At 56.3% G+C, this 21817-nt stretch carries 20 protein-coding genes; 8 read left to right on the top strand and 12 right to left on the bottom strand.

The window, feature by feature from the left end; genetic code table 11:
* Positions 1–14: 14 nt before the first annotated feature.
* Both bioD and bioA read right to left on the bottom strand, forming a co-directional pair.
* The gene (bioD, locus tag NQZ67_RS15060; RefSeq protein ID WP_257447246.1) at positions 15–734 is read right to left on the bottom strand and encodes a dethiobiotin synthase; all 720 of its coding nucleotides are present in this window, start codon (positions 732–734) and stop codon (positions 15–17) included.
* Positions 731–2098 (bottom strand): adenosylmethionine--8-amino-7-oxononanoate transaminase, encoded by a 1368-nt coding sequence (bioA, locus tag NQZ67_RS15055; protein WP_257447243.1) that lies wholly within the window; start codon positions 2096–2098, stop codon positions 731–733. Before bioA ends, bioD begins: the two co-directional genes overlap by 4 nt.
* A gap of 350 nt (positions 2099–2448) precedes the next feature.
* Here bioA and NQZ67_RS15050 point away from each other — a divergent pair, with 350 nt between their 5' ends.
* Positions 2449–4551, top strand: a complete 2103-nt coding sequence (locus NQZ67_RS15050; RefSeq protein WP_257447240.1) for a hypothetical protein — start codon at positions 2449–2451, stop codon at positions 4549–4551.
* Positions 4548–4949 carry a hypothetical protein gene (locus tag NQZ67_RS15045; protein ID WP_257447238.1) on the top strand — a complete coding sequence of 134 codons (402 nt, stop codon included), beginning with the start codon at positions 4548–4550 and terminating at the stop codon, positions 4947–4949. Before NQZ67_RS15050 ends, NQZ67_RS15045 begins: the two co-directional genes overlap by 4 nt.
* A 181-nt stretch (positions 4950–5130) precedes the next feature.
* Here the strand turns inward: NQZ67_RS15045 and ltrA are convergent, their stop codons facing one another.
* The 3 genes from ltrA to serS all read right to left on the bottom strand — a co-directional run bounded on the left by ltrA (position 5131) and on the right by serS (position 8849).
* Positions 5131–6522 (bottom strand): group II intron reverse transcriptase/maturase, encoded by a 1392-nt coding sequence (gene ltrA / locus NQZ67_RS15040; RefSeq protein ID WP_257447235.1) that lies wholly within the window; start codon positions 6520–6522, stop codon positions 5131–5133.
* 454 nt (positions 6523–6976) lie between these two features.
* Positions 6977–7471, bottom strand: a complete 495-nt coding sequence (locus tag NQZ67_RS15035) for a pyridoxamine 5'-phosphate oxidase family protein (RefSeq protein WP_257447233.1) — start codon at positions 7469–7471, stop codon at positions 6977–6979.
* Between the two features lie 82 nt (positions 7472–7553).
* Positions 7554–8849, bottom strand: coding sequence for a serine--tRNA ligase (gene serS, locus NQZ67_RS15030; RefSeq protein ID WP_257447230.1), 1296 nt, complete (start codon positions 8847–8849; stop codon positions 7554–7556).
* Between the two features lie 393 nt (positions 8850–9242).
* On the opposite strand from serS, the gene NQZ67_RS15025 reads away from it, so the two are divergent.
* Positions 9243–10946: a GAF domain-containing sensor histidine kinase gene (locus NQZ67_RS15025; protein WP_257447227.1), complete on the top strand. Its 1704-nt coding sequence runs from the start codon at positions 9243–9245 to the stop codon at positions 10944–10946.
* Complete coding sequence (locus NQZ67_RS15020; RefSeq protein WP_257447224.1) at positions 10921–11586, top strand: response regulator; 666 nt, start codon at positions 10921–10923, stop codon at positions 11584–11586. Before NQZ67_RS15025 ends, NQZ67_RS15020 begins: the two co-directional genes overlap by 26 nt.
* Before the next feature lie 426 nt (positions 11587–12012).
* Here NQZ67_RS15020 and NQZ67_RS15015 read toward each other — a convergent pair whose 3' ends face one another.
* From NQZ67_RS15015 to aroC, 3 genes are all read right to left on the bottom strand, one after another.
* Complete coding sequence (locus tag NQZ67_RS15015) at positions 12013–12549, bottom strand: hypothetical protein (RefSeq protein ID WP_257447221.1); 537 nt, start codon at positions 12547–12549, stop codon at positions 12013–12015.
* 49 nt (positions 12550–12598) lie between these two features.
* Positions 12599–13030: an NUDIX domain-containing protein gene (locus tag NQZ67_RS15010; protein WP_257447218.1), complete on the bottom strand. Its 432-nt coding sequence runs from the start codon at positions 13028–13030 to the stop codon at positions 12599–12601.
* A gap of 145 nt (positions 13031–13175) precedes the next feature.
* The gene (gene aroC / locus NQZ67_RS15005; protein ID WP_257447215.1) at positions 13176–14231 is read right to left on the bottom strand and encodes a chorismate synthase; all 1056 of its coding nucleotides are present in this window, start codon (positions 14229–14231) and stop codon (positions 13176–13178) included.
* 110 nt (positions 14232–14341) lie between these two features.
* On the opposite strand from aroC, the gene NQZ67_RS15000 reads away from it, so the two are divergent.
* Both NQZ67_RS15000 and NQZ67_RS14995 read left to right on the top strand, forming a co-directional pair.
* Entirely contained in the window at positions 14342–15229 is an 888-nt protein-coding gene (locus NQZ67_RS15000) for a LysR family transcriptional regulator (RefSeq protein WP_257447213.1), read from the top strand.
* A gap of 169 nt (positions 15230–15398) precedes the next feature.
* Positions 15399–15953, top strand: a complete 555-nt coding sequence (locus NQZ67_RS14995; protein WP_257447211.1) for an NADPH-dependent FMN reductase — start codon at positions 15399–15401, stop codon at positions 15951–15953.
* 52 nt (positions 15954–16005) lie between these two features.
* Here NQZ67_RS14995 and NQZ67_RS14990 read toward each other — a convergent pair whose 3' ends face one another.
* From NQZ67_RS14990 to NQZ67_RS14975, 4 genes are all read right to left on the bottom strand, one after another.
* Entirely contained in the window at positions 16006–16722 is a 717-nt protein-coding gene (locus NQZ67_RS14990; protein WP_257447208.1) for a hypothetical protein, read from the bottom strand.
* A 32-nt stretch (positions 16723–16754) separates the two neighbouring features.
* Positions 16755–17771, bottom strand: a complete 1017-nt coding sequence (locus NQZ67_RS14985; RefSeq protein ID WP_257447205.1) for a DUF1835 domain-containing protein — start codon at positions 17769–17771, stop codon at positions 16755–16757.
* Between the two features lie 95 nt (positions 17772–17866).
* Positions 17867–18400 carry a YceI family protein gene (locus NQZ67_RS14980; RefSeq protein WP_257447201.1) on the bottom strand — a complete coding sequence of 178 codons (534 nt, stop codon included), beginning with the start codon at positions 18398–18400 and terminating at the stop codon, positions 17867–17869.
* Between the two features lie 182 nt (positions 18401–18582).
* Positions 18583–18816 (bottom strand): hypothetical protein, encoded by a 234-nt coding sequence (locus NQZ67_RS14975; RefSeq protein ID WP_257447198.1) that lies wholly within the window; start codon positions 18814–18816, stop codon positions 18583–18585.
* A 232-nt stretch (positions 18817–19048) separates the two neighbouring features.
* Between NQZ67_RS14975 and NQZ67_RS14970 the strand changes: the two genes are divergently transcribed.
* Both NQZ67_RS14970 and NQZ67_RS14965 read left to right on the top strand, forming a co-directional pair.
* A complete protein-coding gene (locus NQZ67_RS14970) occupies positions 19049–21220 on the top strand; it encodes a multicopper oxidase family protein (RefSeq protein ID WP_257447195.1) in 2172 nt (723 codons plus the stop codon).
* Between the two features lie 62 nt (positions 21221–21282).
* Positions 21283–21786, top strand: coding sequence for a hypothetical protein (locus NQZ67_RS14965; protein ID WP_257447192.1), 504 nt, complete (start codon positions 21283–21285; stop codon positions 21784–21786).
* The last annotated feature ends 31 nt before the right edge of the window (positions 21787–21817 follow it).

Raw genomic sequence — 21817 nt, 5'->3', positions numbered from 1 at the left:
AAAATGCCGTGCACCTATGCCGGCCAATCCGCCAGCGCCTGCCTGATCTGCCCAAGTTGTATCGCTTCCCGCGCGGCATGCGCCAGCGTCCCCCGATTCATGGCGCCGTCCAGCCGGGGAAAACGGCCGAGCACCTTCAAGCCGCCATACTGCTCGATGAGTTCCGCATTCGTGACAGCACTCGGATCTGCCGACGCCGAGGCTCCGTCGTTCAGCACAACTCCGGCGATGGGAATATGGCGCTGCCGCAAGTATGCGGCGGTTAATAGCGTATGATTGATCGTGCCGAGTCCGGCGCGGGCAACGATCAGCGCGGGTACCCGCAGCTCCGCGATCAGGTCCGCGACGAGGGCATCCTCGGCGAGCGGGACGGCAACGCCGCCCGCGCCCTCGATAAGCAGCACCTCGTATCGCTCCGCGAGCGGCGCCCCCGCAGCCACCACCTCTTCCAGCGTCAGCTTCACGCCAGCCAGCCTGGCGGCCAGCATCGGAGCCAGCGGCGCTTCGTAAGAGAACGGCGCGATCGCCTCAGGCCGCTCGGCGACTCCCGACCACCGCAGCAAGCATTCGGCGTCGGTCGTGCCGCCGCCAAGCAATCCGCCGGACTGCACGGGCTTCCAGACCCCTGCAATCCATCCGTCCTCGCGAAGCGCGGCGGCTATCGCCGCCGTCACCACCGTTTTGCCGACGCCGGTGTCCGTACCCGTCACGAAGAGGCCCCGCCAACGCTTCATCCTTCCCGCCCCCAGCCGAATTCCATGACATCGCGAATCGCGGTCGCAAGTATATGGATCATGGCTTCCTGCTCGGCTTCCGTACTGGCAAGAGGCGGGATGAACACAACGACATTCCCAAGCGGTCGCGTCAGCATCCCGAGCTCTCTGGCCCGCTGGCAGACGCGAACGCCGACTCGTTCCGCCCAATCATACGGCTCGCGGGCCGCTTTCTCGCGTACAAGCTCGATGCCGATCATCAGTCCCTGCTGGCGAATATCGCCGACGTGTGGCCAATCCGCCAGCGCGGACAGCCGCCTCGCCGCGAACGCTGCTTTTTTATTCACCCCTTGAACGATGTCCCGTTCTTCCATCAGCTTCAAGCTGGCCAAAGCAACGGCGCAACCCAGCGGATTTCCCGTGTACGAATGGCCATGGAAAAATGTTTTCTGTTCGGCGTAGTCGGCGTAAAACGCATCGTACACCTCCTCGGTCGCAAGCGTTGCGGCGACCGGCAAATACCCGCCGGTCAGTCCTTTGCCGACAACCATCAAATCGGGGGATACGTCCTCGAGATCGCAGGCGAACATGGCGCCCGTGCGTCCGAATCCCGTCGCTACCTCGTCCGCGATGAGCAGAACGCCGTACTCGCGGCACAACCCGGCCATTTCGCGCAGGCACCCCGGCGGCATGACGATAATACCGCTGGCCCCTTGCACGATCGGCTCCACGATAAGCGCCGCCACTTCATCCGCCCGCGACTCGAGCAAGGCGCGCAGCGAGGCAAGAGTCTCCTCCATCGCTCCGGCCGATCCGCCTTCGTGGCGGTAAGCGTTCGGATAAGGAAGGACATGGGCGGGGAACAGCATCGGACGGAATATGTCGTGGTACAGCGGAATGGCGCCGATGCTGACGGCCCCGATCGTATCTCCATGGTATGCCTGGTTCATGGTGATGAAGGACGACTTGCCAGGTATGCCGCGGTTGCGCCAATATTGGAAAGCCATTTTGATCGCAATCTCGACCCCCGTCGCCCCCGCATCCGAGAAGAACACCTTCGTCAGTCCCTCAGGCGCGATCCGTACGAGCTTCTCCGCCAGCTGGACGGCAGGCACATTGGCCATTCCCAGCAAGGTGGAATGCGCGACCCGCCCCAATTGCTCGGCAATCGCTTGATTCAGCTCCGGCACATTGTGTCCGTGCACGTTCAGCCAAACCGAGGAGAAGCCGTCATAGTAAGCGCGCCCCTGCATATCGTAGAGCATGATTCCCTCGCCCCGTTCGATAATGAGCGGATCGGAAGCGTTATAATCTTTCATCTGGGTGAAAGGATGCCATAAATGCGCCTTATTCATGGCGGCGAGCTGTTCGTATGACGTTGTCATGAAGGAACTTCCTCCAATTCGTTTGTATTGTTAACCATTTTATTTTATTTTGGGTTAACAATAAATCGTAGTCATTGTAGCAGTCCCCGTCTTAGCTGTAAAGAAAAAAATGTGCAAATGTTTCCAATGGCTCATTATCTCTTAATTTCTATTCGTCACATCCTCTAGCAAAAAGGGTTCGAGAACTATTAAAAACTATAGTTGTAGGAAATTTTAGTAAAGTTTAATATACCAATGACAAGATTAGCTTTTTTCTAGTATTTTTATATAGTTTTTATAAAAAAAGTTCTTTTTAAAGAACGGAAAATTCCTTATAAAGAAACAATTTATTCTTATTTTGGAGGATGACTATGCCCGTTTTTAAAGCTGCGAAAGCCAGTATTCCCATTTCGAGCCCTTCGATCATCAAAACATCTCTTGCCAGCACGAGTGTAAAAAGTCCTATTCAACCCCAAGCGGTGAGAAATACCAATACAATCACTCCACCTACAACTGCAAATGTTCCTAAGGTACAAACTACCTTGAAAAGTTCTTCTTCTGCACATTCATCAATTGGCACAACTTACACCATAAACAGAGAAAAAGTAATTAGCGAAGTTAAAGTTGGAGCAAATATTGATTTAAAAGCAAATACCTTAAAAACGAATCCCGTAACCAACACGACCAGTACAACAACGTCAAAGCCGAAAACAGAGCATGTTGCCGCTGCGCCGCCACTCACGGCTAACGAACAAATACTAAAAGCAAAACAAGACTACGAGGCTGCTCAGGCGAAGGGCGATAAAGCCGGCATGGCAGCGGCATCTAAATTGGCGGATGAGGCCCGCAAGAATGGCGGCACGATTTCTTCAAACGTCACCTTAAACGAAGCGAAGGTCATCGTCGCTAACGAACAAGTGATAAAGGCTAAGCAAGATTACGCCAACGCAGAAAAGATAGGGAATACTGCCGAAATGCAAGCCGCTAAATCTGCTGCAGCCGTGGCTCGTCGTAACGGCGCGACAATCACCAGCAATGTTACACTTGAAGAAGCCAAGATCATTGTCGCGAACGAGACGATCGTTCAAGCCAAGAAAGACTATGCGATAGCCGAGAAAACAGGTGATATGAGCGGGAAGCAGGCAGCAAAGGAGGTTGCAGCTCATTCTCGGGAAAATGGCGGTACCATTTCTGCTGATGTCACTTTAACGCAAGCAGAAAAAATTTTGGAACAGATTAAATGGGCTGCTCAAGATCCTTCTGCTCCAATGGATTTTGTAGGAATTGAGGATGAGTTGACCTTATTAAAAGAAGCTCGCAAAAATGCCGATTCTTTCGGTGTGGACAAGCAAGTTGAGCTTATTGATAAAACGATTGCAGATCTAAACGAAGCTATCGAAAAACTGTCCAAATCAAAAAAACAAACGGATGCAACGGTAATCAAGCTAAAAGATATAATGAAGCAGTATGAAAAAGAAGTTGGCGATAAACTGAAAGAATTAGATCAAAATATCGATAAGAACAAAAAAGAAATAGAAACGATGATCGCTGAAACGAACGAGTTGATTAAACAGGGAAAAATATTAGCCAATAGCGCTGAAGAGTTCATAAAAACGGTTTATAATGTATGCGATGTCGATTCCATGTCAGGGGGATCGGAGCAGAGGGGGACCGTACTTGAAGAAGCGATGTCCGGATTTTTCTCTGGACTCTGGTCCTCATGGGACAGCACGCTTGACTTTGCTTTCTATGCATTTGACAATCCAGCAGATGCAGGCAAGCAAGTCATTAACGGTGCTGGGGATACGGCAGTAGACGTTTGGAATAAGCTTACGAATCCAAAAACAACGTATGAAGCAGCCAATCAAGAAGTACAAGAGTTCATGATGCTCTCCGAAGAAGATAAGGCTCGTACTTTCGGCTTTATTCTTTCTCAAATGATTCCCACTCGTCGTTTGGACTTGTTGAATCCTAATGAAAACAAAGACGGCGGAGAATCTGTTGGAGGGAATAACAGTTCAGGAGGAAGTTCGGGTGTTGGGGGAACCCCCGGGGATAGGCTACCTAGGTACACAGAGGAAGAAATTCAACAAATTTTAAAAGATACAGAAAGTGGAATTAAAAACCATCCACTCAGACAAGCGTATGAAATTGAGGTCGCAGGCTTAGCCCAGAACGCAGATAATCTATTAAAACAAGGCAAGTCAGAAACAGAAGTTGCCAAGATACTGCATCAAGCTAGACGCGAAATTGGTGTGAAATATAAAGATGTTACGCCTGAAGCCTTGAGGAACTATATTTACTCAATAAATATGAATCGTTATGGAGACCCACTAGGGCCTACATATGAGTTTCTTAAGCTACAGGGAAAGTCTGATGCTGATATTATTAGGTCAGCATCTCGTCCAAATCCGGATGTAAATTCGCTTCTTGCAGGTTTTGAATTATGGTTAAGGGGGCAAACAAAATCATGAGTTGGGTAGAATTATCGAACTATGGTTCATCGGAGTATTGTGAATTAGAACTTATAACCGGAGAAAAGTCTTTTTCGAAAACAAAAAAGAAGGCAGGCTTTACAGGACTATACTACTCAGACCAATCAACCTTCTTCGCCATCTATCCTACAAATAATGGTCCATATATATATTACCAAGGAAAACAGTTGCCAATAAGCACTAAACTTTCAATATGCCTAGATAAAGACGGAAAAGAGCGCTCGTTTTCAATTTTAGATTATAATATTGAAATCAAGTATAAGGAGTCCCCTTATATTGGGTTCGATGTTTGGTCAGAAGAAATCGATGTCGATTTGTTTCTTATGATCGTGCAAAACTATAAAAGCGACAGTTTCTACGAAAAGTTTACTTCATGATTTTTGGGAAGCCATTTAGATCATTCTGAGTTGAAATTGGCGGCATATGAAGGCCAGCCATACAATGATGAATAAATGCGTGTTAACGACAGTCGTCTTTAAATCGAGTAGATAGGGGCGGCTAGCCCCTGACCTCTCACACCACCGTACATGCGGGTCCGCATACGGCGGTTCCAAAAGGTTAACAAAGTTCCAAATAACGAGTAAGCAAACTTTTCAGCCCTTTCGCTTCCCAATAGGAAGTCGGAAGGGCGTTATTTGTGTTTCGAGACATTTCCCACGCTCCGCGTCTGGAGTTCGCCATGACAAAACATGCCCATTCTGGGACACCAAGTGCTCGGAGCTCGCGAACGCGGGTGCGTACCCGTTTCCATTGCTTCCATAAGCACATGCGTAATCTGCGACGAATCCACTTGTCGAATTTCTCGCAATGACCTTTTGCCGAGGCTAGTCGGAAATAGCCAATCCAGCCGATGAGATAGCGGTTTAATTGCATAATCCGGTTTTCCATAGACATCGATCGCGTTCGGTTCGTCAGCTCTCGCACCTTCTCTTTGAATCGCGAGATCGTTTGAGGAGCTAATCGAATCGTCGCTCTCTTGTCCCTCAGGAAACTGAATCCGAGGAACTTACGGTTCCAAGGGCGATCTACCGCGCTTTTCTCTCGATTCACTTTCAGTTTCAGCTTTCCTTCTACGAAGCGTGTTACCGAATCCATCACGCGTTCACCCGCACGTTTACTGGCAACAAAGATATTGCAGTCGTCCGCGTAACGGACAAATCGCAGTCCTCGCTCGGCTAGTTCTTTGTCCAAGTCGTCCAGCAGAATGTTCGCTAAGAGTGGGCTCAGTGGCCCGCCCTGCGGCGTGCCCTCTCCCGTTTTCTCGAACGCGCCATTCGCCATGACCCCTGCGTTAAGATAGGCACGGATGAGCTTCAGCACGCCTTTGTCCGTCACTTTCCTTGCTACCCTTGCCATGAGCATGTCGTGGTTTACTCGATCAAAGAACTTCGCTAAGTCCAGGTCTATGACCCAGCGAAAGCCTTCTTGGATGTAGTGCTGAGCTTGTTTTACCGCGTCATGCGCGCGCTTCCCGGGTCGAAAGCCGTAGCTATGCCTCGAGAAGTCCGCGTCGAAGATCGGGTTCATCACTTGTAGAAGGGCTTGTTGAAGGAAGCGGTCCATCACGGTCGGGATGCCGAGCAGCCTCACGCCGCCTCCGGGTTTGGGGATTTCCACCCGTCTGACGGGCTTGGGTCTGTAGGTTCCCGCGAGGAGTTCGGTCTTCACCGTCTCCCAGTGTGTTTTCAGGTAAGCTTGTAGATGCGCTACCGTTACACTGTCCACGCCGGGAGCTCCTCCGTTCTGTACCACTCGCTTGTAAGCGAGCCTAAGGTTGTCTCCTCTGAGCATTCTCTCCAACAAATCGTTATTCGCTTCGCGAGAGGAAGGGGCGACTTGTGCCGACGAAGAACTCGGCGCTTCGGCATACCCTGACGGCTTCACCGCTTCTCTTTGCCTCGAGCTCTCTTGCGAGATATTCTGCTGTCTTTGCTCTTCATGCGAACGCATCGGTTTCCTCTCTCCTTTCGGTTCAGCCCTTCCGGTTTCCGGCGTCCCGTACTCCCGTACTATGGCCTCTGCTGACTCCTGTGGATTCAGCGCGGCTTCTCAGACGCGGTTACGAAATGATTTTGCGTACCCCACAGGCCTCCCCAGATAAGAACGTCATCTTTCTGCCCGCAACCACTCGAGTTTACAAAACTAGCTCTTGGCGACTTCGGATTTCGTCATGTTATGGTGACTCATCCAGCTAGCCTTGCCTCCAATCGAGTTCGTCTACCTTGGCTCGTGCATTTGCCTCCAGCTTCCTTCAAATTCCATCTCGCGATGGACACCCTTGCTCTCGGCTAACGGTAGGCGTTCGCCAGCCCCCGTTCGGGACTTTCACCCTAGAGATGACGCCCATGCTGGGCGTACATACAAAAAGAGGTCCACCCAGCGGGTCGGACCTCTTCTTCTGAGCCTACCTCAGCTCCACCAGCTGATTAATCTCCGTGCCTTCCGTGTTCTTACCCAGCAGCCTGTTGAACATGAACTTGATCATCTTGAACTTGTTGCCGATGTCCCAGTACTCGGCCGTCTCGGCCTTTACCTTGATGAGGACCAAATTCGGATCGTCGTATGTCGTCTCCAGCATCTTCTCGTAAGCCGGGCTCCAAAACTGCTTGATCTTCTCTACGCTTTGCACAAGCTCGGCATCCCCTCGGATGGATACATACGACTTGCCCGCATAAGCCACATTGACCTGCCGATTGTGAAGCAGCTCGTGGAATTTGCCCGTATCCTTCTTGGTCAGGAACCATAGATCGCCGTCGAACTCGACGTCCTGCGTCTGCATGGGACGCGACACCAGCCCTTCCTCCGAAACCGTCGTAAGCATAGCCGTCTCGATCCCTTTGATCAATTCCCATACCTTCTTGACCGCTTCATCATGATTGCCAGACGTTATATTCGTCATTCGGCGCACCCCTTCGCTGTTTGTTTAAGCAGTAGTATCTCTCCAGATGTGCGCCTTCAACCATTTCTGGCGTAATCCTCCACTAGAAGACTGGACCCGGCTCTGCGCGAAGCTCGCTCATTCCGTTCATATAACGGCGAAGCGCCTCCGGGATATGAATCGAGCCGTCCTCCCGTTGATGGTTCTCCAGCAGCGGAATCAAGATGCGCGGGCTCGCGACCGCCGTATTGTTGAGCGTATGGCAGAAGCGCAGCTTGCCATCCTCGTCGCGATAGCGGATGTTCGCCCGGCGCGCCTGGAAGTCGCCCAGGTTCGACGACGAATGCGTCTCGCCATACGCGCCGCGGCTCGGCATCCACGTCTCCAGATCATATTGCTTGTAGGTCTTCTGCGACATATCGCCGGTACAGACCGCCACTTGTCTATAGGGCAGCTCGAGCTTCTGCAGCAGCTCCTCGGCATTGGCCGTGATCTCCTGCAATAGCGCCTCCGACAGCTCGGGATCCGCGCGGCAAATGATGACCTGCTCCACCTTGGCGAATTGATGCACGCGGTACAGCCCGCGCACGTCGCGCCCCGCCGAACCCACCTCGCTGCGGAAACACATCGAAGCGGCCGCCAACCGGATCGGCTGGTCCATCTCCACCACTTCTCCCGCGTAATACATAATGAGCGGCACCTCCGACGTGCCGACCAAATAGCGGTCTTCTCCTTCGATTCGATAAGCCTGATCCCGCGCCTGGGGAAAATACGCCGTTCCCGCCATCGCCTCTTCTCTCGCCATCAGCGGCACTTCCAGCGGCGTAAAGCCTTTCTCCATCAGCAAATCCAAGGCAAGCTGCTGAACGGCCCTGTGCAGCAAGACGCCCGCGCCTCTCAAATAATAGTGCCGGCTGCCGGCCGTCTTCACGCCGCGCGGCACGTCGATCAAGCCATGCAGCTCTCCCAGCTCAAGATGGTCCCGCGCCGCAAAATCAAATACCGGCGGCTCGCCGACCCGCTTCAGCTCCACGTTATCTTCGTCCGACCGCCCGACCGGCGTATCCGGCGACACGACATTCGGCACCTGCTCGTATAACGCGGCGAAGATCGACTCGGCCTCGCGCAGCTCGCCCTCCAAGACCGCTAACCTGCCGTTTACGTCCTTCATCTCCTCGCGCAACGGTCCCGCTTCTTCGGCCCGCCGTTCGGTCATAAGCCGCCCGATCTCGCCCGACAGCCGGTTCCGCCTCTCTCTAAGCGCATCCGTCTCCTGCTTCAGCTTACGCTTCTCCTCGTCTCTAACTAGCAGCTCGCCGATCGAAACGGCGATTCCTTTCCGATCCGCCGCCAGCTGCACCTCATCCGCATGCTCTCTGATCCATTTCATGTCCAACATGTTCACCGCGCTCCTTTTTTTCGAATTGAAAAAAACACAAAAAGCGCCCTCATCCCAATGGGACGAGGAGCGCTTCTCTCGCGGTGCCACCCAAATTAACCGGACCTGTGCACGGGCCCGATTCTCTTGTCTCCGCTGTAACGGGCGGAAGTCCGGTAAACTTAGGAAGGCAAGCGGCTGTTGCGCCGGCTGCTTGCCTCTTGACGAGAACGCCTCCGAGTTGGATGCTCTTCAATGGCATAATGTCCGTATCGAATTTTCATGTATGATAGCATATGCCGCGATATCGGCGCAAGCGAGCCGTTCTGGCAAATTTTCCTCGCGCCGCTCTTTCGTCCTCCGCCCGTTTCGCGATATAGTGGGTGTACACGAGTTGTACGGGAGGGTTTCCCTATGAATAACATTTCGCATATTCAAGAGCTGACCACGATGAGGACGATCGCCGAGACGCTTAATCAATCGAATTGCATGACCACGATGCTGGACGCGGTGCTCGAGAAGCTGCTGGAGGTGACGGGCCTGCATTTCGGCTGGATTTTCCTCATGGACGAACATGACGAATTCGCCTTGGCGGCCGACCGCAACCTGCCTCCCGCGCTGCTTCACGACGATAGATCCCTCGTGCGGTGCGGCTCCTGCTGGTGCGTGGACAAATATTTCGAGAACCGGCTGAAGGACGCCGTTAACATCATGAGCTGCCGCAGGCTCAGTCAGGCCAAAGCCGAGGGGCTGCGGGACACCTGCGGCTTCACCCATCACGCGACGGTGCCGCTGCGGATCGGGGGCCGGAAGTTCGGGCTGCTGAACGTCGGGTCTGCTGGAAAGGATCATTTCCAGGACGAGGAGCTGGCACTCCTTCAGGCGGTCTCCTTCCAGATCGGCGTGGCCGTCGAGCGAATGCGGCTGCATCAAGCGGAGCAACGCAGGGCCGAGCAATTCGCCAAGCTCAGCGTATTCAGCCGGCAGCTTCATCAGGCGGTCAGCACGGGAATCGCCCAGGTGCAGCTGGCGGAGAAGGCCGCTTCGCTGCTTGCCGAGCATTTCGACTGGCCGGCGGCCGTCCTGCTGGAACGTGCGGGAGGACAGTACCGCGTGCAGGCCATGCATGTGGAAGGGGAGCCGGTGCGGACCGTCGTCAAGCTGTCCCAGCAGGCGGTACGCGCCTTAAACTCGATTTCGAAAACCACCCGCAGCGAGGAGCTGCAAGCTTCCGAGCTGGCCCCGCATCTCCCGGGCTGGTCCACGACCTCTTCTCGCGCCACAGCTGTCTGGGCTGCGCCGGTTATCCCTTACGTCGGACAATCGGAACGGCTGCTTCTCGTCAGCTCCTCGCAGCCGGCTTTCCTCGCGCGCGTCGAGAGCGAGGTGCTCGAAGCCGCGGCCGATCATATCGCGGCGGCAATGGATCACGCGCGTCTGGAGGAGAACCGCCGCGAGCTGGTCCGCGTCGAAGAGCGGAACCGCCTTGCCCGCGATCTGCATGACTCCGTTTCCCAGATGCTGTTCTCCCTCTCCATGTCGGCCAAAGGCGCCGAGGCCATGCTGAACGAGCAAGAGTGGGAAGCCGCACGGGAGACGCTTCGGGAGATTACGGGCGTATCCAAGGATGCGCTGAAAGAAATGCGTTCGCTGATCATGCAGATGCGTCCAGCCAATCTGGATGGGGGCGTAGCAACCGCGCTTCGGGAGTACGGCCGGCGTCTCGGCATCGACGTCAAGCTGAAATGCAACGGCTGCATGCGGCAGCTGCCTTCCGCCATCGAAGAAACGTTGTGGAGAATCGGGCAAGAGACGCTGAACAATGTCGCCAAGCATGCCTCTACCGATCAAGTAGATATGGCCTTGTACGTGCATGGCAGCGATCTCGTATACGTAGCGAAGGATAACGGCGAGGGCGCAGACCTCGAAGAAGCTGCCTCTTCCGGCGGAAGCCTCGGGCTGTCCATTATGCGCGAGCGGGTGGAGGCGGCGGGCGGACGGCTGAAGCTGACCAGCTCTCCCGGCCAAGGCATGCTCATCGAGGCGAGCTTCCCCCTCTCTCCAGCCGATATAGGAGGTATAACGGTAGAAGATGACGATACGAATTTTGATAGCTGACGATCATAAAATGGTGCGAAGGGGCCTTCAGCTGTTCCTCTCCTCGCAGAAGGACATCCAACTGGTCGGCGAAGCCTCGAACGGCCAAGAAGCCTTGGAGCTGGTCTCGGCGCTCGCACCCGACATCGTGCTGATGGACATTCACATGCCCGGCATGAGCGGAATCGAGGCGACGCAGCGGTTAACCGCCTCGCATCCGAACGTGAAGGTCATCGTGCTGACCTCCTTCACCGACCAGGACCACGCCCTTCCCGCGATCCGCGCGGGGGCCAAAGGCTACCTGCTCAAGGACCTCGAGCCCGACGAGCTCGTGCAGGCCGTGCGCCGGGTGCACGAGGGCAAGGTCGAGCTGCATCCCGACGTGGCGGGCCAGCTCATGAATCAATACGTGAGCTTGTACCAAGGAAGCGCGCCTGCCGCGGAGGAGCAGATGGAGAACGAGCCGCTAACGAAGCGCGAGCTGGAGGTGCTCCGCCTGATCGCCTGCGGCATGAACAACCGCGCCATCGCCGAAGCGCTCGTCATCACGGAGAAAACGGTCAAAACCCACGTCACCCACATCCTCGGCAAGCTGGACCTCGAGGACCGCACGCAGGCGGCGCTTTATGCGGTCCGGCATGGGCTGGATAAGGAGGGGTGACGGCTGGCGCCGCGGCTTGCCGCATTGCAGGCCTGGCTGGGGCGGTGTGGCTTCGGGGGGCCGGCGGTGCCGCTTGTCTCGGCGAGGATCGTGAGATGGGGCGAATGAAATGTTTAATAGCGGAGTGACGATCTCGCTGCGGCTCCATTACTAGCGGAACTCACAGACCTTATTAACGCTAAAAGCCGCAATTCTGGATTGTTACGGAACTACACGCCCTTATTCATCCAAATGACCCTCTTCCACTATCAAAATGGTGCAAATAACGGCGGGCAGTTCCGTTAGGAGCCACAAACCGCCAGAAATCTAGCGAATAGCGTCTGTGAGTTCCCTTAGGATACTTCATTCTGCAGCTCAGTGGTTATATCAAACGGTCACGTCATAGGTTAGACAACCGCCCGGCACTCCCCAAGCACCGTCGCCCGCTCACTTCCGCAGCGCTCCGCGCTGCAAGACGGCAACAAGCACGATAATCCCCAGTCCGCAAAAAACAGCTAACACTGCTTGAGCCGCCGTCTTCCCCGTTCCGGCTCCGTCTCCAACGTCCGCCCCGGTTCCCGTCTCCGGCCGAGTCGTCTGAGCGGTCAAGACGTCGCCTTCCTCCCGCACATAGATGAGTTCGATTCCCGCATCGCGGAATATTTGCTCATGAGAGTCGTACCACGGGCCCGTACGACCGCAAAGATTCATGCGGAGCTCGCCTTCGCGCTCGGCCCCGAACACGAGATAACGTTCGCCGACCTCGAAAGGATCCCAGCCGTTATCGTAGATCTCCATTTCCGGTCCCGTAACGCCTTTCCACGCTTTCTCCACGCGGAAGACGGCGAGCCCCTCCTGATTGGCCTTGAGCACCTTTCCCATGAACACGACGGAGCTGCTCCCGAGCTCCTCTTCTACAGGCGGAGGAGGCGCGCAGGACAAGGCATCGGCAATCGGAGCCGCATGAACAAATGCGCCAATCACCACAGCCGCCAGCAAGAGCGTCCACGCCGGTAACCGCCGAATCCGCAGCCTACTCAATCCACTGCACCGGGCCGATCACGTGAAACCGGTCCCCCTCTTCGCTTCGGAACGCGTCCATAATCCGGTTATACGTAAAGTCCTTCATCGGCCGGGGCAGATCGTCCACCGCAAAGTAGCCGCACTCCAGAATTTCCGGCGAACACGGCTCCGGCTGCCTCGTGCCATCATGGCGCGCGCGGAACACAAAATGATGCATGTCGTACCGCGGATCGTAATAGATGCCCGTCAGTTCATCGGCAGCTGCGACGATCCCCGTCTCCTCCAGCACCTCTCTCTGCGCCGTCTCCTGCGCGGATTCGTTCGCTTCCGCTTTGCCGCCGGGCAAATCCCAGTTCAGCCTGCCGTAGCTGTGTCTCACCAGCAGTACTCGCCCTTCCGAATCCGTTATAATAGCCGCCGCCCCAATGAGCTTGTTTGACATGCATGAGTCCCCCCTGCTTCCATTTCATTTAACACCCCTAGAGACGTTGCCAATTGGAGAAAGGTTACCCTTAAGTGCGCGCACGAAAAAAAAAGCGGGGCAAGCGCGGTCTCATCCCGCTCTTGCCCCACAGCCGTTGCCAATCTTACCCCATCATCGCCGCTTGGCGTTTGTAATGATCCTCCAGCACCAAGCAGGCCATCGCCTCCACGACGGGAATGATGCGAGGGCAGATGCTCGGATCATGCCGGCCGATCGTGCGGATCTCCTGCTCCTCGCCTCTCACGTTCATCGTCTGCTGCGGCAGGGAGATGGAAGAGGTCGGCTTCACCGCTACGCGGAACACGATCTCCTGCCCGGTGCTGATGCCGCCGATAATGCCGCCGGCGTTGTTGGTGACGAAGCCGTCCGCGTTCATCTCGTCGTTGTGCTCGCTGCCCAGCATCTCGGCCGCCGCGAAGCCCGCTCCGAATTCGATGCCCTTGACGGCGCCGATCGACAGCATCGCTTTCGCCAGCTCGGCGTCCAGCTTGTCGAACACCGGCTCCCCAAGTCCTGGAACTACGCCGCGAATCCGGCATTCCACGATGCCGCCGCAGCTGTTCCCTTCGGCCGCGAGCTGCTCGACCCTTTTCACCATCTCTACGGCCGCAACCGGATCGCAGGCGCGGACCGGATTTTTTTCGATCGATTGCTCGTCGAAGGTTTGGCACTTAATGCCGCCCAGCTCTTTGGTGTACGCCACGATGCTCACGCCCCTGCGCTCCAGCAGCTTGCGCGCCACGGCGCCTCCGGCAACCCTTGCCGCGGTTTCCCTGCCGGATGCCCGTCCGCTTCCGCGGTGGTCGCGGATGCCGTACTTCTGCAGGTAGGTGAAGTCCGCGTGTCCCGGACGGAACGCCTGCTGGATGTCCGAGTATGCCTCCGGCCGCATATCATGATTGTGCAAAATAACGGCAAGGGGCGTGCCCGTCGTTTTCCCTTCGAATACGCCCGACAGAATATGCACGGTATCCGACTCTTTACGCGGCGTCGTTACCGAGGACTGCCCCGGTTTTCTGCGGTCCATCTGCACCTGAATGTCTTTCTCGTCAATCTCCACGCCCGGCGTTACTCCGTCGATAATAACGCCGATCGAAGCGCCGTGCGATTCTCCGAATGTCGTAATTCGGAACGCGTCTCCAAATGTATTGCCTGCCATGCTGCCACTCCTCATTTCGTTGTTCTTTTCTATTATTCCAAGTATAATCCATGTAATGAAATAAGTGAAATTGCATTTTCCGACTCTTGCGATAGAGGTGATCTATACCAATGTTTCAACTTGAGTGGTACCGCATCTTCCTGCACACCGCCCGGAGAGGCAACCTGACGAAGGCCGCGCAGGATTTGCATATAACCCAGCCGTCCGTCAGTTATGCGGTGAAGCAGATGGAGGAGGCGCTGGGGCTTAAGCTGTTCCACCGGTTGTCCAAAGGCGTGGAGCTGACCGAGGAGGGGCGCGTGCTGATGAAATACGTCGAGCAATCCTTCTCGCTTCTGGATGCCGCGCAGAGGCATCTGCACGACCTGAAGCAGCTGACGGAAGGGGAGATTCGGATCGGGGCAAGCGATTCGTTGATCAAATATTTGCTCCTGCCCCAGCTGAACGCGTTCCATCGCGACCATCCCGGCATTCGCATCCGGCTGACCCCCGGCAAGACGCCGGAAATCGCGCGCAAGCTGAAGGAAGGGCAGATCGATCTGGCGATCGTCAGGCTCCCCATGGAAGACCCGATGTTGAACGTCCGGAAGCTGGCGGAGCTGGAGGACTGCTTCGTCGTCGGCGAGGCCTACCGCGAGCTTGCGGATCGGATCTTGACCGTCCGGGAGCTCGCGAAGCTGCCCATGCTCTCCCATTCTCCCGGCAGCAGCACGCGCATCTTCGTCGAACGGTGGTTCGCCGCGAGCGGGCTGACCGTCAATCCCGATATCGAGCTTGGCAGCATCGATCTGCTGACGGAATTCGCCAGGCTGGGCTACGGCGTCGCCTTCGTCCCGCGTCCGTTCGTCGAAGCCGAGCTGCAGTGCGGCCAGCTGTTCGAGCTTCGGCTGGACGCCTCCCTGCCGCCACGCAGCATCGGCATGGCCATTCGGAACGACACGCCGCTGTCCATTGCCGCGGAGCGGTTCGTAGCAATGCTGATAGACCGCGAAGGGTAGTTTTACTTACCTATTCTGCTCCCTCTCTCAGACTATAGTCGTATTCGCCTCCGACCGGAGGATGGCGTCCCCCCGCGCCAAAATCAACCAGAAAGACGACGCGGCGCCTTCCTGCGGCATGGTACGATAAGGTCAGATCAAGGAACAACGATTGAAGGGATGATTCGATATGAACGTTATGATTATTGCCGGAAGCAACCATAAAGCAGCGACAAGCACGCGCCTGGCCGAATATGTGAGGGACGTCATCGCAGGGGAAGGCCACGAGGCACAGCTGTTCGACCTGTACCGCAAGCCGCTGCCGTTCTATTCGCCGGACGGCGGCTACGGCAGCGAGGAGCTGGCGCGCGTCAAAGAACTGCAGCAGGGCATGAACGCGGCCGACGCGATCATCCTCGCGACGCCCGAATATCACAGCGGCATCTCCGGCGTGCTGAAGAACGCGCTTGACCATCTGGGGCAGGATCATTTCCGCGGAAAGGCCGTCCTGTCGATGAGCTCCGCCGGAGGTGCGGTAGGCGTAAGCTCGCTGACGCAGCTGCAGACGATCGTGCGCAACCTGCACGGCATCAACTCGCCGGAATGGGTCTCCATCGGGGGAGCGCAGCGCAACTGGTTCGCGGAGCCGCATACGGACAACGAAGGAGGCGGCGGCGAAATCGTGGAACGGATCAAGCGGGTCGCTCGCTCGTTCCTCGACTTGGCGGCACGCGTCCGGGGTTAAGGAGCATAGGGAAGGGGAGCCGGACATGGTCCGGCTCCCCTATTTTTACTAGTCATGGCTGCTGCCCCCCTCCCGGTCGGACAACATCGACGGATAACGGGGTTCCTTCCGTATCCATGTCGCCGTCGCTCACATGCCTAATTCGTCCCGCAATATATTGGCCGTCTGCCTCCTCATACTCCACTTCCAAGTAACCCGCGTATTGCTCCGCTCGTCCATCGCCGATTCTGACGCTGCCGATCAGCTTGCCGTCCGCCACTTTATAATGGATCCAATCCTCGTAGTACGGTTTCAAATCGCCATATTGAGATGCCTCATAGAGCACTTTCTCTCCGACATACACTTTCTTGCCCGAGAATATCACCGACTCGTTAATAATCTCCTGCACGGGCCGAACCTTAAGCTCCTCTAATTGATTGTCTAAAACATGGGCTTCCGAGAGGACGATGCCCGTGCCGTGATCATGAATGGTAACCACCACTGTTTCCCCAAGCCCGTCTTGATCGATATCCGCGTCATAGATGACCGGTTCTCTAAGCGAGCTTTGTTCCCATGCGTAAGGCCCCGCTTTCCTTCCGTTCCGCTCGATCGTAAACTCGGATATGCGATCTCCCTGCTCCGATAGCCGCCCGCTCACCCTGATATCGAACGGCTCGTTGATATACTCGATTCTCGCTCCAGCTTCCGAGTCCTCCACCGCCATGATGGAGGGACTTCCGCTGTATCCGGCAATCATAAACCCAACGAGAAAAAGCAATAGGTGAAGCATGGAATGACACCTCCGTCCGAATGTCGCTAATCTTATTGCCCGAACCCCGCCTTGATCACGAACCCATTCTCCGCATCCCAACGCCAGCCATTGCTCGTGCGTACGCATACGCCGCCCAGCCACTCCGTTCGCTCCTTGTACTCCAGCCAATCCATTCGTCCGGCAAGCACGTCTTGTCCTAGGGCCGTCATGCGGAGTGCGGCGCCTGAGAAGTCCGGAGCAGGACCGCCATAGCCGGGCAGCCGCAGCGGCGCTTCCTCCAGCGGCTCCAAGAGAGGCGCCTCCCGGCCGATCATGCCAGACAGCCAGTGCCAATATTCCAAGTCGCCGAGACCTAGCAAGCTTAGCCGCCCGCTCACCTCCTGAAACAAAGGGATAGGCTGCCCGATCCCGCTAGCCACGGCTTCCAGCGTCGCCTGCTCGATGCTTCCCAGTCCGTTCCGCGACGAAGGCAGCCTCGCGAGATGCGCGCGGAAGGCGGCATCGGCATAAGGGAGCGTGGACGTATCGCTCTCCAGCAGCCGCATTAGCGCAGCCGGCTCCGACGACGCGTACGCTTCCCACAGCCGCGAACCGAGACGCAGCATCCCATCGCTCACGGGAATCCGGCTTCCGAGCAGCCCCGCCAGCTGCGAAGGCTCCAGCTCGCCAAGCCCGCGGAACGCCGGCTTGCCGGGATATTCTCCGATGCAGATCAAACTCAGCTTCGACATGGTCTGCCCTCTGGCTGCTCCCAGCCTTTCGTACCGGTGAAGCAGCAAGCTTAGCATCGTCTGGTCGAACAGATCATGCTCGAACCATAAGACGATCTCGCCTTGAAACTCATCGGCCCATCTCTCCTGCTGCTCGCAGAACCGTAAATATTCCGCCTGCGGAATACCCAGCGTCTCTTCCAAATAATCCGCGCGAAGCTTCCGGTGTGCCGGTTTCTCCATCTCCGCGAACGCGGGTCCGTGCGTATAGATCTCCCGCCATACGAGAATATCGCCTTCGACTCCGGCCCGCTTCAACTTCTCGCCCACGACGTCTCCGTTCACCAGATGCAGCATGTCCCGCCTCATCCCCTTTCATATAACCAAATTATAGCAAACCCAAATAAAAAAGGACCAACGGTTTATTCCCGTCAGTCCTTCCTTCTGCCTTATTAACCTTGCTGAACCGCTTCGATCTCGAGCGAAATTTTCACTTCGTCGCCGATCAGAACGCCGCCCGTTTCCAGCGCCGCGTTGTACGTCAGGCCGTAGTCGCTGCGTTTGATCGCGCCCGTCGCGCTGAAGCCTGCTTTCTCGTTGCCCCATGGATCCTTGGCCGCGCCTTCGAACGTTACCTCGAAAGTCTCGGAACGCGTTACGCCGTGCAAAGTCACGTCGCCTGTTACCGCGTATTCGCCTTCGCCCGTTCTCGCGATAGCAGTCGCCTTGAAATCAAGCGTCGGATACTGCTCGACGTCGAAGAAGTCTGCCGTCGTCAAATGCGCGTCGCGGTCTTTGTTGCGCGTGTCGACGCTGCTCAGATCGATCTTGAACGAAATAACCGCGGATGTCAGGTCGTTAGGATCCGCCTCGATGTTGGCCTCGAATGCGTGGAACGTGCCCTTCACCTTCGCGATCATCATGTGTCTAACCGAGAAATCCACCGCGCTGTGCGATGCGTCGACTACCCATTTTGTTTTTGCCATGTTTACCAGCCTCCGTTTTCATGTTTGCTTACATTTAATTATTAACTAACTTTTATTTATAAACTTATCTTAATCTAAAGATATTTCATTGTCAACACCTTTTTGTGCCAAAAAAAACCGCCGGCTATCGTTCATGGGAACGACCGCGCGGCGGCTTTGCTTCTATTTGAAAATCGTAATGATTATTCCGCTTCTTCTTCAGAGTCTTGCTCTTCGTCCGCTTCAGCCTCGGCTTCTTCTTCCTCCGACGCCGCCGCTTCTTCAGCCTCTTCTTCTGCTTCCGCTGCGCCCGCAGCTTCGGCAAGGGCCTCTTCTTCAGCCTCTTCTACCGCTTCTTCCGCGGCAGGGGCATCCTCCGAGATCAATTCCACGATTTCTTCGGCGCTCTCTTGAACAATTTCTTGTTCTTGGCTCATACTTCTCACCTCCTACCATTTAGTACCTTAATTGTAGCGCTTTCATAGATGATGGTATAGAGGTGTAAAATGTCGTTTCATAGGAAGTTTTCGACTGGAGGCCGCGTTTTTGCCGGGTACCGCAGGTCCCCCGACCGAGGTCTAGGGCGAGATGCGTCTGTCGAAGGTTACCAGCCCTCCGCTCTCAGGATACGATAGATAACGAAAGATACGAACGGGAGGAATCGCCAAGGTGATTAGTTTGTTAATCCACATCGAGCAAGCTTCTCTTGTGCTGCTGCTCATCATCGGCTTAATAGGTGCCAATAAAGCGTCCAAGCTCATTTACAGCCGATCCGAAAAAGAACTGAACCGGAAAGCGCGCAAGCTTCGATTATGGGCCGTTCTCCCGACGGCGCTTGCCTTGATTGCAGCCGGCTCGGACATCGCCCTCGCATCGAACGCGCATCCCGTCTTCTGGATGGACCGTTTGCTCCTCCGCGCTCCGCTCGCGCTGCTGGCGGTGTCGGCATTATGGTTGTTCGCTTGGCCTAGACTTCGCATGCTCCTGCAGCGAACGAACGCCAAGACCGAGCATGAGCTGGATACGGCGCGCAGAAGGCATGCGACCGACCCGGCGCTTGTCGTCCCTTTCAAGCTGCTGGCCTTGATCGCGGCGGGCAATATCTACTTCGTGTTGTCGCCTCCGGTGCCGTTCCGCTGGTTCGAAGCCGCCTTGCCTTTGACGGCGCTCGTGTTCTTCGGCACGCTGCTGTGGATGCACCAATCCAGCCGCAACGGCGCAGCAGCCGCTTCCGCCAACGTCACGGTTTACCGCCCCTGGATCAGGCGGGCGAAGGTGACCGGCGCGCTCGCGGCGGTCGGCGCGATGCTGAGCGTCCCGCTTCTGCTCGCGATGGACGGCAGCCGCTTGCCCGGAAGGCTCAGCATGACGGCCGGCACGCCCGAATACGGCATGGTCCGGAACGAGCAAGGCAAGCTGGTTCAAGCGAACGCTCCCGCTGGCTCCCATGACCATGCTCATGCCGCTATTCATGCGAACGCGACAGTTCCGGCGGCTGGCCCCGCGAACGCGGATACCGCGACGCAAACGTTGCTGTCCGTAACCGAGCTGTCCGGACCGAAGGAAGGCGAGGCGGATCGGCGTTTCGAGCTCACCGCCAAGAAGGCAAGCGTGAGGCTCAGCTCCGGCAAGACGGTGGAAGCATGGACGTACGACGGCCAAATTCCCGGACCCGAGCTTCGAATGCGCCAAGGCGAGCTGATCGAGGTAACGTTGCGCAACGCCGACATCGAAGCCGGCGCCACGCTGCACTGGCACGGCCTGGACGTACCGAACGCCGAGGACGGGGTAGCGGGCGCGACGCAGGACGCCGTCATGCCCGGCGAATCTCACACCTATCGATTCGTGGCGGAGCAGGTCGGCACGTTCTGGTACCACTCGCACCAGCACTCCAAGGAGGCCGTCGAGAAAGGTTTATTCGGAGCCCTTGTCGTAGAGCCGGCCGAGCCAGCGCCTCCCCCTCCTGGCGAAGACATCATCGTGCTGACCCATAATTGGGACGGCGCGGGAACCGCCGTCGGCAGCTTCGACACGCTGCAGCGCAAAGCGGTAAAACCGGGAGAGCAGGTAAAGCTTCGGCTGATCAACACCGACAATTGGGTTCGCCGCGAGTACGCGCTGACCGGCGCCAGCTTCCGCGTGACCGCGGTCGACGGCGTCGATCTGAACGAGCCGCAGGAGCTCAGCGACGTCAAGCTGGTGCTGACGACGGGCGGCAGGTACGACGTCGCCTTCACGATGCCGGACCGGCCGGTCTATCTAAGCGTGGACGACAACCGCGAGCTTGGCCTTCTCCTAAGTCCGGACGGCAGAGGCGAGGCACCGGTGGTGGCGCAATCAAGCGAAACGTTTGATCTAACCCATTATGGCAATGCGGCTCCGACTCCGTTCGATGCCGACAGCCGCTTCGACCGGGAGTTCAAAATGATTCTCGACAATCGCTTCGCTTTGTATAACGGAGTACCGGCTCTCTATGATACAATCAATGGGAAAGTATTCCCAGAAACGCCCATGTTTATCGTGAAGGAGGGCGAGCTGGTCAAAACGACGATTATTAACCGCAGCGCGGTTGACCATCCGATGCATCTTCACGGCCATCACATGCTGGTGCTGTCGCGTAACGGCGAACGGGTGACCGGCAGCCCATGGTGGTCCGATACGCTGGACGTATCGCCAGGCGAAGTATACGAGGTCGCGTTCCTTGCGAACAACCCGGGATTGTGGATGGATCACTGTCACAATCTAGTCCACGCCGCGGCGGGCATGACGATGCATCTCATGTACGAAGGGGTCGCTTCCCCGTTCGAGATCGGACTCGAGGCGCATAATCACCCGGAGTGACCGGTTTATTTTGAAAGCTATCTCTAATCCTATATACTAATGAGAAATGGAGTGTTATTCAGATGAACATTAAATCGATAGGCGGCGCGGTTCTGCTGCTGCTCGGCATCATCCTGCTGCTGAATCAGGGGGAAACATTCGGCCCCGCGCAAATTTTCGGCATGTTCTGGCCCACGATTTTCGTCATTCCGGTCGGCCTGTTCTTCCATTGGCTGTACTTCGGCATGACCGGCCGCAAAGGAGTCGGCCTTCTTATCCCAGGAGGTGTTATCTTCACGGCCGGCTTGGTCTGCCAGGCTTCCATCCTGTTCGACAGCTGGCAGTACATGTGGCCGGGCTTCATTCTGGCTCCCGCCGTCGGCTTGTTCGAATTCTACTGGTTCGGCAACCGGAATAAATGGCTTCTCATTCCTATTAATATTCTCACGGTGGTCTCGCTCCTATTCTTCGCCGTCTTCTCGCTCGGCTCGCTCATGAACCAATTGCTCACGAAATCGCCGTACATCGCGATCTTGCTGATCATTTGCGGCGGCGCCATTCTGACGATGCGGAAGAAAGCCGATTAACCGCCGTGCGCATGGCTCGGATACAAATCGA

It is taken from the genome of Paenibacillus soyae, assembly GCF_024623455.1.
Classification (GTDB): Bacteria; Bacillota; Bacilli; order Paenibacillales; family Paenibacillaceae; genus Pristimantibacillus; species Pristimantibacillus soyae.
The sequence above is the reverse complement of the archived record's forward strand: the minus strand, read 5'-3'. Positions and strand labels throughout refer to the sequence as shown.